The sequence below is a fragment of the Streptomyces sp. NPDC001157 genome (genome assembly GCF_053598255.1).
The window spans coordinates 32,237-45,224 of sequence record NZ_JBSFJW010000037.1 but is presented as its reverse complement, the minus strand read 5'-3'; the positions used below and the strand labels follow the sequence as shown (position 1 = coordinate 45,224).

Sequence of the window (12,988 nt, the reverse complement as noted above, 5' to 3'; positions counted from 1 at the left end):
GCCGAGCGGAGCGGTCAGTCGCAGCCGCAGCCGCTCCCCGTCGCGACCGGCAGCGGCTCGGGCACACCGATCTTCGGCAGCCCCAGCAGGACGCCCGCCGGCTTCGCCGCCTCGGCAGCGTTGCGCTTCTCCCAGGCGTCCCCCGCGCGCGTGCGGCGCACGTCGAGCACGGCTCCCTCGGCGAGGAGGTGGTGCGGGGCGGCGTACGTTATCTCGACCGTGACCACGTCGCCGGGCCGCACCTCCTGCTCGGGCTTGGTGAAGTGGACCAGGCGGTTGTCGGGGGCACGCCCGGAGAGACGGTGGGTGGCGCCGTCCTTGCGGCCCTCGCCCTCGGCGACCATCAGCTCCAGGGTGCGGCCGACCTGCTTCTTGTTCTCCTCCCAGGAGATCTCCTCCTGGAGGGCGACGAGACGCTCGTAGCGCGCCTGGACGACCTCCTTCGGGATCTGGTTCTCCATGGTGGCGGCCGGGGTGCCGGGGCGCTTGGAGTACTGGAAGGTGAAGGCCTGCGCGAACCGCGCCTCACGGACGACGTGCAGGGTCTGCTCGAAGTCCTCCTCCGTCTCACCCGGGAAGCCCACGATGATGTCGGTGGTGATCGCGGCGTGCGGGATGGCGGCCCGCACCTTCTCGATGATCCCGAGGTAGCGCTCCTGCCGGTACGAGCGGCGCATCGCCTTCAGGACCGTGTCCGAGCCGGACTGCAGCGGCATGTGCAGTTGCGGCATCACGTTCGGGGTCTCGGCCATCGCCGCGATCACGTCGTCCGTGAAGTCGCGCGGGTGCGGGGAGGTGAAGCGGACGCGCTCCAGTCCCTCGATCTTTCCGCAGGCGCGCAGCAGCTTGCTGAAGGCCTCGCGGTCGCCGATGTCGGAGCCGTACGCGTTGACGTTCTGTCCGAGCAGGGTGATCTCGGAGACGCCCTCGGCGACCAGGGCCTCGATCTCGGCGAGGATGTCGCCGGTGCGGCGGTCCTTCTCCTTGCCGCGCAGGGCCGGGACGATGCAGAAGGTGCAGGTGTTGTTGCAGCCGACGGAGATCGACACCCACGCCGCGTACGCGCTCTCGCGGCGCGTCGGCAGGGTGGAGGGGAACGCCTCCAGGGACTCGGCGATCTCGACCTGGGCCTCTTCCTGCACGCGCGCGCGTTCCAGCAGGACCGGCAGCTTGCCGATGTTGTGCGTACCGAAGACGACGTCCACCCAGGGCGCCTTCTTCACGATGGTGTCCTGGTCCTTCTGCGCGAGACAGCCGCCGACCGCGATCTGCATCCCGGGCCGCGAGGCCTTCTTCGGCGCGAGGCGGCCGAGGTTGCCGTACAGCCGGTTGTCGGCGTTCTCGCGGACGGCGCAGGTGTTGAAGACGACGACGTCGGCATCGCCGTCGGAGCCCTCGGGTGCACGCACGTACCCGGCCTCTTCGAGCAGCCCCGACAAGCGCTCGGAATCGTGGACGTTCATCTGGCACCCATAGGTGCGGACTTCGTAGGTCTTCACGCCCACTGCCTGGCTCCGGTCGATGCTGCTCATGTGACAAGGGTAGGCGGTGCCGGAAGTGTCTCCGGTCGCCCTGTGGACAACCGGGGGCTCATGCGCCCCCGGGCGCCCATCCCTGCCGGCGCAGCACCGCCGATACATCCGGGGCCTCGTAGTGGTCGCCCTTGAGGACCTTGCCGTCGGCGCGGCGGGTGACCAGGCCGTCGGGGCCCAGCTTGGTCATGTTGGAGCGGTGGATCTCGGCGATCACTTCGTCGAGGTCGATGCCGTGGACGAGGGCCGTGCCGTAGGCCACGTAGACGACGTCGGCCAGCTCGTGGGCGAGCTTGTCGAGCGGGCCCGTGACCGAGACCTCGGCGACCTCCGCGGCCTCCTCCGCGAGCAGTTCACCGCGATGGGCGGCCAGTGAGGGCGGGACCGCGGTGGGGGTGCTGCGGGCGTCGAGCCCGACGGCGAGGTGGAATTGGCGAACCAGGTCGGCGGGCGATGAGCTCATACGGCGACTGTATCGACCGCCACTGACAACGCCCCGTCGTGATCCCGTTGTGACCCTGCCCAGGGCAGCAGCCCTGGTCAGCACTGCGTTCCGGCTGGCAGGATCCCTCGCATGTCCAAGATGTTCCCCCGGATCGGCAGACGTCGGGCCCTGCAGGGCGCGGCTGCCGGTTTCGTCGTCTTCGGGTTGCTGCTGTGGTGGCTGCTGCCCCTGGGCGAGGCCCCTCCGAGCGGAACGATCACGATCAGCACGGGAACGCCGGCCGGGGTGTACCAGCAGTACGGCAAGCTGCTGCGCACCGCCCTCGACAAGGACATGCCGGACCTGAAGGTGAAGCTGCTGACCAGCGACGGTTCCCAGGAGAACGTCAGGCGGGTGGCAACCGGCAAGGCCGACTTCACCATCGCCGCGGCCGACGCGGTGGAGACCTACGAGCTCGCGCGACACAACCCCGGCGCCGACCAGCTGCGCGGTGTCGCCCGCCTGTACGACGACTACGTGCAGCTCGTCGTGCCCCGCGACTCACGCATCACGTCCGTCGCGGACCTCAAGGGCAAGCGGGTGGCCATAGGACCGCCCAGCTCGGGTGTGCGGCTGATCGCCGACCGGGTGCTCAAGGCGGCCGGCATCGACGCGGCGAAGGACATCACCCCGTCCGCAGACGGTATCGACACCGGGCCGGACCGGCTGAAGCAGGGCAAGATCGATGCGTTCTTCTGGTCGGGCGGGCTGCCCACGCAGGGGCTGCAGAAACTCGCCGGCACCTTCGCCTTCCGGTTCGTGCCGATCAAGCCCGGCCTCGTCGCCAAGCTGCACGACCGGGACCGCGCCACCCGCTACTACCGCGCCACCAACATGCCGGAATCGGCCTACCCCAGCGTCCAGGGAGGGTTCGCCGTGCCTACGCTGGCCGTGTCCAACCTGCTGATGACGCGCAAGGACATGGACCCGCGGGTCACCGAGTGGCTGACGCGCACGGTGATCAGGAGCCGGGACGGCATCGGTACGAAGGTCCACTCGGCGCAACTCGTCGACGTGCGCACCGCGATCTACACCGACCCGCTGGCCCTGCACGAGGGCGCCCGGCGCTACTACCGCTCGGTCAAGCCGTAGCGGCACCACCCATCGGTCAGACCGCAGAGCTGTTCCTCGGCACGGACACCGTCACCGTGAGCCCGTGGGGCTCGTGATGGTCGTACGAGATCGAGCCACCGCCCGCGGCGAGCAGCGTGCGCGAGATGGACAGGCCGAGCCCGGAGCCCTTGATGTTCTGGTGGCGGCCGCTGCGCCAGAAGCGGTCGCCGACGCGGGCGAGTTCCTCGTCGGTCAGGCCGGGGCCGTTGTCGGTGACCACGACGGTCGAGGTGTCGCCGTCGGCCGCGACCGTGACCTCGACGCACTCGTCCTCGGGCGTGAACTTGACCGCGTTGTCGATCACCGCGTCCAGCGCGCTGGAGAGCGTGACCAGGTCGGCCCAGGCGGTGGTCGGCGGGCAATGTCCCACCAGCCGTACGCCCTTGGCCTCGGCGGTCGGCGTCCAGGCCGCGACGCGCTCGGCGGTCAGCGCGCCGATGTCGGTGATCCGCAGGTCGGCCTCGGTGTGCTCGGCCAGGGCCAGGTCGAGCAGGTCGTCGAGGACCTCCGCGAGGCGTTTGCCCTCGGTGCGGACCGATGCGATCTCCTCATTGTCCTCCGGCAGTTCGAGAGCGAGCAGTTCGATGCGCAGCAGCAGCGCCGCAAGGGGGTTGCGCAGCTGGTGCGAGGCGTCCGCGACGAAGGCACGCTGTTGCTCCAGCACGTCCTCGACGTTGTCCGCCATCTCGTTGAACGCATGGGCCAGGCGCCGGAGTTCCGGGGGGCCGCCGGCGGCCGCAACCCGGGACTTCAGCCGACCGCTCGCGATCGCGTGGGTGGTGGCGTCCAGCACCCGTACGGGCCTGAGCACCCAGCCGGTCAGCCGGAGCGCGGCGCCGACGGCCAGCAGCATCGCGGCGATCTCGCCGACGCCGATGACCAGCCAGCCGTGCAGGATCCGCGAACGCAGCGCTCCGGTGGGCGAGTCGGTGACGACGACTGCGACGACGTCACCGTCGCGGATGACCGGTGAGGCGACGACCAGACGGTGGCGCTGCCAAGGCCACACCTGCTTGGGGTCGTGGCTGCGGCGGCTGAGCAGCGCCTCGGCGAACGCGTCGTGCACCTCGCCCTTGTCGGGGGAGAAGGTCTGCGGCGCCTGCGCCATGGGGCTGCCGGTACGGCAGAACACGCCGACCTGGATGCCGTAGACGCCGTAATAACTGTCGAGTTCACTGCTCAGAGTCTTGAGCCGCTCGTCCGTGGACGTGCGTGTGGAACTGCAGGCGTCGGTGACGAACTGGGCGAGGGACGCGAAGCGCGCCGTGTCGTCGATCCGGTCGACGACGACCTTCTGCTGCTGAGCAGCGGCAACGCTCACGGCGAGCGGGATCCCGAGCGCGAGCAGCACGGCCGCCATCAGGACGATCAGCAGCGGAAGAAGACGAGTACGCACCCGTGCACGCTACGAGGACGGGGCCACAAGGCGGTAACCGACGCCGCGTACGGTCTCGATCAGAGCCGGCATGCGCAGCTTGGCGCGCAGGGACGCGACGTGCACCTCCAGGGTGCGTCCCGTCCCCTCCCAGCTGGTGCGCCACACCTCACTGATGATCTGCTCCCGGCGGAAGACGACCCCGGGGCGCTGCGCGAGCAGGGCGAGAAGATCGAACTCCTTGCGGGTCAGTTGGACAACCGAACCGTCCACGCTGACCTGCCGGGTGGGCAGTTCGATGAGCATGGACCCGAGGCGCAGCTGGTGGTCGCCGGCCGCCCCGGGGTCCTCGTGGACGCTGCGCCGGCTGACGGCGTGGATACGGGCGAGTAGTTCCCCGGTGTCGTACGGCTTCACCACGTAGTCGTCGGCGCCGAGGTTGAGGCCGTGGATACGGGAGCGGACGTCGGAGCGCGCGGTGACCATGATCACCGGGGTGCTGGTGCGCTTGCGGATCTTGCCGCAGACCTCGTAGCCGTCCTGGTCGGGCAGGCCCAGGTCGAGCAGGACGACGCCGAAGCCGTCACCCTCCGGAACGAGCGCCTGGAGAGCTTCCTCGCCGCTACGCGCGTGCGTGACGTCGAAACCGTGCCGTGCCAGAACCGCAGAAAGAGCGGCGGCGACATGGTTGTCGTCCTCGACGAGGAGCAGTCTCATCCGGGCCTCCTTCGGTTCATAGGCCGTACGAACAGGATGGATACGAACAGGATGGGCACAAAACGCCTGGCACGCGCGCGTGTGCATCAAGGCAGTCACGCTGATGGACGACGACGACGTCAAGTGGGTTCCGTTTGCGGACCGCTTTAGTTACCCGGCCGATACGCGGCCCGCGCGCGAGTACTGCGAAGTGCTACGACACGTGTCCGATTGCTATCGGATCGTGATGCTCAGATTCCCCTCAGATGTAATGACGCTGGTGGAACGGGGTTACTACTGTCCTCCGAAACCGAGGAGGACGGAGCCCGATAGCGATGACCGAAGTATCGGTGGCCAAGGAAGACGTGGCCGCGACCGGCGAACTGGTCGTCCTGAAGAGCGTCAACAAGCACTTCGGCGCGTTGCACGTACTCCAGGACATCGACCTGACGATCGCCCGCGGCGAGGTCGTCGTGGTCATCGGGCCCTCCGGGTCCGGTAAGTCCACCCTGTGCCGCACCATCAACCGCCTGGAAACAGTCGACTCGGGCTCGATCACGATCGACGGCAAGGCGCTGCCCCAGGAGGGCAAGGAGCTGGCCCGGCTGCGCGCCGACGTCGGCATGGTCTTCCAGTCCTTCAACCTCTTCGCGCACAAGACCGTGCTCGAGAACGTGATGCTGGGCCAGATCAAGGTCCGCAAGGCCGACAAGAAGCAGGCCGAGGAGAAGGCCCGGGCCCTGCTCGACCGGGTCGGCGTGGCCACCCAGGCGGACAAGTACCCCGCACAGCTCTCCGGCGGCCAGCAGCAGCGCGTCGCCATCGCCCGAGCGCTGGCCATGGACCCCAAGGTCATGCTCTTCGACGAGCCGACGTCGGCCCTCGACCCGGAGATGATCAACGAGGTCCTGGAGGTCATGCAGCAGCTCGCCCGCGACGGCATGACCATGATCGTCGTCACCCATGAGATGGGCTTCGCACGATCGGCTGCAAACCGTGTGGTCTTCATGGCTGACGGCCGGATCGTCGAGGAGGCTGCGCCCGACCAGTTCTTCAGCAATCCGCGCAGCGACCGCGCCAAGGACTTCCTGTCGAAGATCCTCCACCACTGACGGTTCGCCCTGCTCAGCCACCGCCGGCTCTCATCGCTCCGCCGGCGCTCATCTCTTCATCAGCCAAAGGATGTTCATCATGAAGCTCCGCAAGGTCACCGCCGCTTCGGCCGCTGTGCTCGCTCTCGCTGTGGCGGCTACGGCTTGTGGGTCGAGCAACAACGACAAGGACAGCGGCTCCTCCTCCGGCGGCGGCAAGAAGATCACCATCGGTATCAAGTTCGACCAGCCGGGCATCGGCCAGAAGACGCCGCAGGGCTACGCCGGCTTTGATGTCGACGTTGCCACTTACGTCGCCAAGAAGCTCGGCTACAGCGCGGACCAGATCGAGTGGAAGGAGTCGAAGAGCGCCGACCGCGAGACCATGCTGAAGCGCGGTGACGTCGACTTCATCGCCGCCTCGTACTCGATCACCCCGGAGCGCGAGAAGTCGGTCGACTTCGCCGGCCCATACCTGCTGGCCCACCAGGACGTCCTGGTCCGCGCCGATGACAACTCCATCAAGTCTCCGGCCGACCTCAACAAGAAGAACCTGTGCTCGGTGACCGGCTCGACCTCGGCGCAGAACGTCCACGACAAGCTGGCTCCCAAGGCCCAGCTGCAGAAGTACCCGACCTACTCGGCATGTCTGACCGGTCTGCAGAGCGGCGCCATCGACGCGCTCACCACGGATGACTCGATCCTCGCCGGCTACGCCTCCCAGGCCCAGTACAAGGGCAAGTTCAAGCTGGGCGGCTTCAAGATGACCAACGAGAACTACGGCATCGGCGTCAAGAAGGGCAGCGCCCTCAAGGCGAAGATCAACAAGGCGCTCGAGGACATGGTCTCCGACGGCTCCTGGGAGTCGGCCGTGAAGAAGAACTTCGGCCCGGCGAACTACAAGAACGAGCCCGCGCCGAAGATCGGCGACGTCAAGAGCTGAAGCAACGCCTGACAGGTGCGCCGTCCTCCGCGGCGGCGCACCGGGGCATCCCTACACGCGGGAGCGCGGGAGATCGTGTTCGACTTTCTTGAAGGTTACGACGTGCTGGGGGCCTTCTGGACGACGGTGCAGCTGACGCTGCTCGCCGCCGTCGGCTCCCTGGTCTGGGGCACTCTGCTGGCGGCCATGCGCGTCGGCCCGGTGCCTCTGATGCGCGGTTTCGCCACCGTCTATGTGAATACCGTGCGGAACATTCCGTTGACCGTGATCATTCTGTTCACGTCGCTGGGCCTGGCCAACACCCTGGGCGTCACCCTCGGCGCGAAGGGGGTCATCGACACGCTCAACTTCCGGCTCGCCGTTCTCGGTCTGGTCGCCTACACGTCGGCGTTCGTATGCGAGGCGATCCGGTCCGGCATCAACACGGTGCCGGTCGGGCAGGCGGAGGCGGCCCGCGCGATCGGTCTCAGCTTCTCCCAGGTGCTCCGGCTCGTCGTGCTGCCGCAGGCGTTCCGTTCCTCCATCGGCCCCCTGGCGAACGTGCTTATCGCACTCACGAAGAACACCACGGTGGCCGCCGCGATCGGTGTCGCTGAGGCGGCGGCCCTGATGAAGGACATGGTCGAGAAGGAGGCCCAACTCATTCCGATCGCTGCGATCTTCGCCCTGGGCTTTGTGATCCTGACGCTGCCGACCGGCCTGATCCTCGGCTGGGTGGGCAAGAAGGTGGCGGTGAAGCGATGAGTTCCGTGCTCTACGACGCGCAAGGACCGCGCGCCAAGCGGCGCAACGTCCTCTTCACCGGTGTCTTCGTGATCGCCGTCGCGGCAGTGGTGTGGTGGGTGTACACCAGCCTCGACGACAAGAACCAGCTCGAGTGGGCGCTGTGGAAGCCCTTCCTCTCCGGCACGGAAGCCTGGTCCACTTACATCTGGCCGGGCCTGCAGAACACGTTGAAGGCCGCCGCGCTGGCCATGGTCATCGCGCTGCCACTCGGGGCGTTCCTGGGCATCGCCCGGCTCTCCGACCACGTCTGGGTCCGCGTACCGGCCTCGATCGTGGTGGAGTTCTTCCGGGCCATCCCCGTACTGGTCCTGATGATCTTCGGGCAGGCCCTGTACGCCAACTACACCAACGTCAGCTCGGACGACCGCCCGCTGTACGCGGTCGTCACGGGTCTCGTGCTGTACAACGCCGCAGTCCTCGCGGAAATCGTCCGGGCCGGCATCCTGGCCCTGCCCAAGGGCCAGTCCGAGGCGGCCGTGGCGATCGGCATGCGCAAGGGCCAGGTCATGCGGCTCATCCTGTTGCCGCAGTCGGTCACCGCGATGCTCCCGGCCATCGTCAGCCAGCTCGTCGTGATCGTGAAGGACACCGCCCTGGGCGGCGCGGTCCTCACCTTCCCGGAACTGCTTGCGTCGACGAACACGATGATCGGCTACTACGGCAACACCATCGCTAGCTTCACGGTCATCGCCGTGATCTACATCGTGCTGAACTTCTCGCTCACGAGCTTCGCAGGCTGGCTGGAGGCCAGGCTTAGGCGCAGCAAGAAGAGCACAGGCGCGGTCCTCGGTGAGGACGCGGTGGAGGTCAACCCGGCCGCGGTGGGCGGCGGCTTCGGGACCGGCGGTGAAGGTGGCGGCCTCCCCGGCAGCAAGACCTATCTCTGACGATCAGTCAAACAGCATGGACGGGACGGAGGCAGTGGCCTGATCGCCACTGCCTCCGTCGCTTGACGCAAACCCCGCCAATGGGTTGCATACGTTCTGTGATCGTGCACCCTGCTCCAACTTCCTGTTCACACACGTCCGTCAGGACGCCGCCACGAGCAGGGGGCGCCGCGCCGTGGACCCGGTGATCATCGTCGGCGCGGGGCCCGTCGGGCTCACGCTCGCCCTGGCGTTGGCCCGTCAGGAAGTGCCCTGCGTCGTGCTGGACGAGGGCCCCGGCAAGGACGAACCGCGCCCCGCCCGGACCGCCGTCCTGCGCGAGGACACCGCCGCCCTCATGGAGCGGCTGTCCGGCCAGCCGCTCACGCGGGAGGGAGCCCGCTGGGCCGGATGGCGGTCGATGCGGCGCAAGCAGGTGATGCGCGAGGTCACTTTCGGCGGTGACGAACCCGCCCCGCTGCACATCGCCCAGCACGTCCTGACCGGCGCCCTGCGCGCCGCCCTGGCCACCGAGCCCCTCGTCGAGGTCGCCGTGGACAGCCGCCTCGACACGGTTGAGCAGGAGGCCTCGGGGGTCACCGCCCACACCCGTGGCCCCAAGGGCACCTGGTGGCGCGGCAGTTATCTGGTCGGCTGCGACGGTCCGCGTTCCACCGTGCGCAAACTCCAGGACATCCGCTTCCCTGGCCGTACCGCGGTGGAGCGACACGCCGTGGCCGCGCTGCGCACGGAACTCCCGTGGGCGGACGAAGCGTTGCTCCATCGGATGCCGCCGTGGCGGACGTCCGGGCCCTCGGCCGGGGAGGTGACCGCCCGCCCTCTCCCGGACGGCGTGTGGCGCCTGGACTGGCTGCTGCCGCCGGGCAAGGACCTGGTCACGCCCGAGCTGCTGCTGGCCCGCATCCGGGAAACCCTGGCCGGCTGGACCGGGGGCTCGACACCGCCGTACGAGCTCCTCGACACCGGAGTCCACACGGTCCACCACCGGCTGGCCCGCCGCTGGCGGGTCCGCCGGGTCTTCCTCGCCGGCGACGCGGCGCACCTGCTCGGCGCGCTGGGCGCGCAGGGCCTCGACGAGGGGCTCAGGGACGCCGACAACCTGGCCTGGAAGCTGGCGCTGGCCTGGCACCACGGGCCGCACGAGGCGCTGCTCGACAGCTACCAGGCGGAACGACGCGGGGTCGTCGCAGGCCGGCTGCGCGCGGCCGACCAGGCTCTGCCACTGCTGCGCGGCGGCGGAGGGCTGCGCGCATACGTGCCCGGCTCGGCCCGCGGCCACGACGCGCTGCTCACGGACGGTCATCTGGGGCGCGGAACACTCGGTGCGCCGGGGGCGTACGCCACCTCCCCGCTCGCCCCCCGGCACCTGGAAGCCGAGGTTCCCGTCGACACGGCGCCCGGGGAACAGGTCACCGACGTGCGGGTCACCGCGGAGGACGGCACCTTCGTGCAGCTGCGGGACCGGCTCGGGCGCGGAGCCCTGCTGGTGGTGCTGATCGCGCCGGGCACGGCAGTGTGGGACCGCAAGCACTGGATGACCGCCGGGATCATGCCCCGGCTGGCGGCCGCGGTGGCCGCGCTGCCGCACCCCGCCGAGTTGCTGGTCGCCGAGAGCTATCCCGGTGCGGCCGCTCACACCGTGCTGCTGGTACGCCCGGACGGGCACCTGGTCACGGCGCTGGGCGGAGTGCGTCCTGCCGAGCTGTACTCGGCGGCGGAGGCGACGCTGGGAGGGCCGGTGAAGGCAGAGGCCACGGCCGGCTCACCCTCGAAGTGACCCTACTCACCGTCACGGTGTGGTCCACATAGTGACGGTGAGTTGACCGCTCTACACCCGCAATGGTGTACTCCGGATCGTGACCGACACCTTTGTGCGCCTGTGGCGGAGGGTCCATATGGACCTCGTCCGCTACGCGGGCTGCGTGTGTCGTCCGTCCTGCTGAATTCGCATCCCCTCTTCCGCGCGCGCCTTCCAGTGCCGCCGCGCGCCCCCACGCGACTTCTTCTTCAGGACGGTGCCACGTGTCTGTCTCCCCTTCTGCCCCTGCTTCTCCGGCCGCAGCCACCCAGACTCCGACGCAGGCGGACCTCCTCGACTTCGTACGGCGTACGGCCGCCGACGCGGAGCTGATCGCCTCCCTCCCCCTCGATCCCGAGGGCCGCACCTGGGTGCGCCTGGAGGGGCCCGGCGGCAGCGAGGCCTGGCTGATCGGCTGGCCGCCCGGCACGGGCACCGGCTGGCACGACCATGCCGAGTCCGTCGGCGCCTTCGTGACGGCGGTCGGCGAGCTCAAGGAGAACTCGCTGGCCGCCCGGCTGCCCGCCGACGGCTGGAAGACCCTGGAACTCACCGACGGCGTGGACCGGGAGCGGCAGCTGCCGACCGGCAAGGGGCGTGCTTTCGGTCGCCATCACGTCCACGAGGTGCTCAACGAGTCCACAGACCAGCACGCGGTCTCCGTGCATGCCTACTACCCGCCCCTGCCGCAGATCCGCCGCTACAGCCGCGTGGGCCAGGTTCTCCGCCTGGAGCAGGTCGAGCGCCCGGAGGACTGGCAGTGAGCGGCGAGGGTCCGGCCCGCGGGCAAGCGGGGGGCGCGAGCGAACAGCCCGTCGGCATCGACGAGTTGCTGGAGCGAGTGCGCCAGGGCTATGAGCGGATCGAGCCGAAGGAGGCCTACGACGCCGCTCGCGCCGGCGAGGCGCTCCTGGTCGACATCCGTTACGCCGCCCTGCGCGATCGGGACGGCCTGATCCCGGGCGCCCTCGTCGTCGAGCGCAACGAACTGGAGTGGCGCCTCGACCCGCAGGGCAGCCACCGCGTGCCGGAGGCCACGAGTCATGACGTGCGGGTCGTGGTGATCTGCAACGAGGGCTACGCGTCGAGCCTCGCGGCGGCATCGCTGCACGGTTTGGGGCTGGGACGGGCCACCGATCTGGTCGGCGGGTTTCAAGCATGGAAGGCGGCGGGGCTGCCGGTGACGTCATAGGCGGGCGGGGATAGGGGATCGGTCGGAGGTCGGCGATCGGTCGTCGCCGACGTCGGTACGCAGTAGCCGCTCGACAGGGCCTCGACGCGAGCGACGACAGCACCGGCGAGGAGGGACCGCGCCGCCGGGTTCGATGGTCACGCCGTACTGGGCGGGCACGCATCCCGGCGGCCACGCCTCGATGGCTCCTGCCCCGTCAGAACCCCTCGTCTCCGAGGAACTCCGTGTCCTCCCCCTCCTCCTCCAGCGCCTGCCGGACCACCCGCAACGCCATGCCTTCGGAGTAGCCCTTGCGGGCGAGCATGCCCGCAAGGCGGCGCAGCCGCTTGTCGCGGTCGAGGCCACGCGTGGAGCGCAGCTTGCGGGCGACGAGTTCGCGCGCGGTCGCCTCCTCCTGCTCGGAGTCGAGCTGCGAGACCGCCTCGTCGATCAGCGTGGAGTCGACGCCCTTGGTCCGCAGCTCCTGAGCCAGCGCCCGCCGGGCGAGCCCCCGGCCATGGTGCCGGGACTCCACCCAGGCGTCCGCGAACGCGCTGTCGTTGATCAGCCCGACTTCCTCGAACCGCGACAGCACCTCCTCCGCGGCCTCGTCCGGAATCTCCCGCTTGCGCAGTGCGTCCGCGAGCTGCTTGCGCGTGCGCGGGGTGCCGGTGAGCAGGCGCAGGCAGATGGCCCGTGCCCGCTCGACCGGGTCCCCTGAGGACTCCTCCTGCTCGGCCCTCGACGAGGAGGAGGAGCCCCCGTCCTCGCCGGTCGGCTCCCCGGGGCGTCGCTGCCGACGACCTCTGGTGCCGCCTGCACCACGGGCCCGGCCGCCACGGCGCGAACCAGCACCGGACGAGCCGAAACCGTCCGGTCCCCCGTCGTCCGGCCACTCGCTGCCGCCCGGCTCGTCGCCGTACCACCCCCCGATGCCGTACGCCGTCGTGCCGCGCGACCTCGCGCGGTCGTGTCCTCCCTGCGCGCCGTGCCCCGCATCGGCGCCGTACGCATCGCCGTCCGGTCCGGCAAGAGCCGCGTCGCCTCTCCCGTCCCGCCCTCGCGGAGGGTCCGGGTAGGCGTACTCGGCCCAGTCCGTTCGCCGTGTCATA

14 protein-coding genes are annotated in these 12,988 nt (G+C 69.5%); 9 read left to right on the top strand and 5 right to left on the bottom strand.

The features are described 5' to 3' along the window. Positions 1 to 14 precede the first annotated feature (14 nt). Positions 15 to 1,532, bottom strand: a complete 1,518-nt coding sequence (miaB, locus tag ACWDAG_RS39590) for a tRNA (N6-isopentenyl adenosine(37)-C2)-methylthiotransferase MiaB (RefSeq protein ID WP_123967890.1) — start codon at positions 1,530 to 1,532, stop codon at positions 15 to 17. A 58-nt stretch (positions 1,533 to 1,590) separates the two neighbouring features. Beyond that, on the bottom strand, positions 1,591 to 1,995 hold the full coding sequence (locus ACWDAG_RS39585; protein WP_450700395.1) for a pyrophosphohydrolase domain-containing protein: 405 nt from the start codon (positions 1,993 to 1,995) through the stop codon (positions 1,591 to 1,593). 111 nt (positions 1,996 to 2,106) lie between these two features. On the opposite strand from ACWDAG_RS39585, the gene ACWDAG_RS39580 reads away from it, so the two are divergent. Continuing rightward, the gene (locus ACWDAG_RS39580) at positions 2,107 to 3,108 is read left to right on the top strand and encodes a TAXI family TRAP transporter solute-binding subunit (RefSeq protein ID WP_450700394.1); all 1,002 of its coding nucleotides are present in this window, start codon (positions 2,107 to 2,109) and stop codon (positions 3,106 to 3,108) included. A gap of 16 nt (positions 3,109 to 3,124) precedes the next feature. Here the strand turns inward: ACWDAG_RS39580 and ACWDAG_RS39575 are convergent, their stop codons facing one another. Further along, on the bottom strand, positions 3,125 to 4,525 hold the full coding sequence (locus ACWDAG_RS39575; RefSeq protein ID WP_450700393.1) for an ATP-binding protein: 1,401 nt from the start codon (positions 4,523 to 4,525) through the stop codon (positions 3,125 to 3,127). Between the two features lie 9 nt (positions 4,526 to 4,534). Beyond that, positions 4,535 to 5,221, bottom strand: coding sequence for a response regulator transcription factor (locus ACWDAG_RS39570; protein ID WP_450700392.1), 687 nt, complete (start codon positions 5,219 to 5,221; stop codon positions 4,535 to 4,537). A 314-nt stretch (positions 5,222 to 5,535) separates the two neighbouring features. On the opposite strand from ACWDAG_RS39570, the gene ACWDAG_RS39565 reads away from it, so the two are divergent. From ACWDAG_RS39565 to ACWDAG_RS39530, 8 genes are all read left to right on the top strand, one after another. Further along, entirely contained in the window at positions 5,536 to 6,312 is a 777-nt protein-coding gene (locus tag ACWDAG_RS39565; protein ID WP_450700391.1) for an amino acid ABC transporter ATP-binding protein, read from the top strand. A gap of 79 nt (positions 6,313 to 6,391) precedes the next feature. Next, complete coding sequence (locus ACWDAG_RS39560) at positions 6,392 to 7,234, top strand: glutamate ABC transporter substrate-binding protein (RefSeq protein ID WP_450700390.1); 843 nt, start codon at positions 6,392 to 6,394, stop codon at positions 7,232 to 7,234. 75 nt (positions 7,235 to 7,309) lie between these two features. Beyond that, complete coding sequence (locus ACWDAG_RS39555) at positions 7,310 to 7,978, top strand: amino acid ABC transporter permease (RefSeq protein ID WP_450700427.1); 669 nt, start codon at positions 7,310 to 7,312, stop codon at positions 7,976 to 7,978. Next, positions 7,975 to 8,907 (top strand): amino acid ABC transporter permease, encoded by a 933-nt coding sequence (locus ACWDAG_RS39550; RefSeq protein WP_450700389.1) that lies wholly within the window; start codon positions 7,975 to 7,977, stop codon positions 8,905 to 8,907. The genes ACWDAG_RS39555 and ACWDAG_RS39550 overlap by 4 nt, the downstream gene beginning before the upstream one ends. A 175-nt stretch (positions 8,908 to 9,082) precedes the next feature. Further along, entirely contained in the window at positions 9,083 to 10,684 is a 1,602-nt protein-coding gene (locus tag ACWDAG_RS39545; protein WP_450700388.1) for an FAD-dependent monooxygenase, read from the top strand. Positions 10,685 to 10,802: 118 nt separating this feature from the next. Beyond that, positions 10,803 to 10,850 (top strand): hypothetical protein, encoded by a 48-nt coding sequence (locus tag ACWDAG_RS39540; protein ID WP_309506048.1) that lies wholly within the window; start codon positions 10,803 to 10,805, stop codon positions 10,848 to 10,850. Between the two features lie 79 nt (positions 10,851 to 10,929). Next, positions 10,930 to 11,469, top strand: a complete 540-nt coding sequence (locus ACWDAG_RS39535; RefSeq protein WP_450700387.1) for a cysteine dioxygenase — start codon at positions 10,930 to 10,932, stop codon at positions 11,467 to 11,469. Further along, positions 11,466 to 11,897: a rhodanese-like domain-containing protein gene (locus ACWDAG_RS39530; RefSeq protein WP_450700386.1), complete on the top strand. Its 432-nt coding sequence runs from the start codon at positions 11,466 to 11,468 to the stop codon at positions 11,895 to 11,897. The genes ACWDAG_RS39535 and ACWDAG_RS39530 overlap by 4 nt, the downstream gene beginning before the upstream one ends. 196 nt (positions 11,898 to 12,093) lie before the next feature. Here ACWDAG_RS39530 and recX read toward each other — a convergent pair whose 3' ends face one another. Beyond that, positions 12,094 to 12,987 (bottom strand): recombination regulator RecX, encoded by an 894-nt coding sequence (recX, locus tag ACWDAG_RS39525; RefSeq protein WP_450700385.1) that lies wholly within the window; start codon positions 12,985 to 12,987, stop codon positions 12,094 to 12,096. Position 12,988: the final 1 nt, after the last annotated feature.

What these genes read in the sequence shown, in the direction of transcription:
- miaB (WP_123967890.1), bottom strand. Translation starts at nt 1,532, where the DNA reads ATGAGCAGCATCGACCGGAGCCAGGCAGTGGGCGTGAAGACCTACGAA.
- ACWDAG_RS39585 (WP_450700395.1), bottom strand. Translation starts at nt 1,995, where the DNA reads ATGAGCTCATCGCCCGCCGACCTGGTTCGCCAATTCCACCTCGCCGTC.
- ACWDAG_RS39580 (WP_450700394.1), top strand. Translation starts at nt 2,107, where the DNA reads ATGTCCAAGATGTTCCCCCGGATCGGCAGACGTCGGGCCCTGCAGGGC.
- ACWDAG_RS39570 (WP_450700392.1), bottom strand. Translation starts at nt 5,221, where the DNA reads ATGAGACTGCTCCTCGTCGAGGACGACAACCATGTCGCCGCCGCTCTT.
- ACWDAG_RS39565 (WP_450700391.1), top strand. Translation starts at nt 5,536, where the DNA reads ATGACCGAAGTATCGGTGGCCAAGGAAGACGTGGCCGCGACCGGCGAA.
- ACWDAG_RS39560 (WP_450700390.1), top strand. Translation starts at nt 6,392, where the DNA reads ATGAAGCTCCGCAAGGTCACCGCCGCTTCGGCCGCTGTGCTCGCTCTC.
- ACWDAG_RS39550 (WP_450700389.1), top strand. Translation starts at nt 7,975, where the DNA reads ATGAGTTCCGTGCTCTACGACGCGCAAGGACCGCGCGCCAAGCGGCGC.
- recX (WP_450700385.1), bottom strand. Translation starts at nt 12,987, where the DNA reads ATGACACGGCGAACGGACTGGGCCGAGTACGCCTACCCGGACCCTCCG.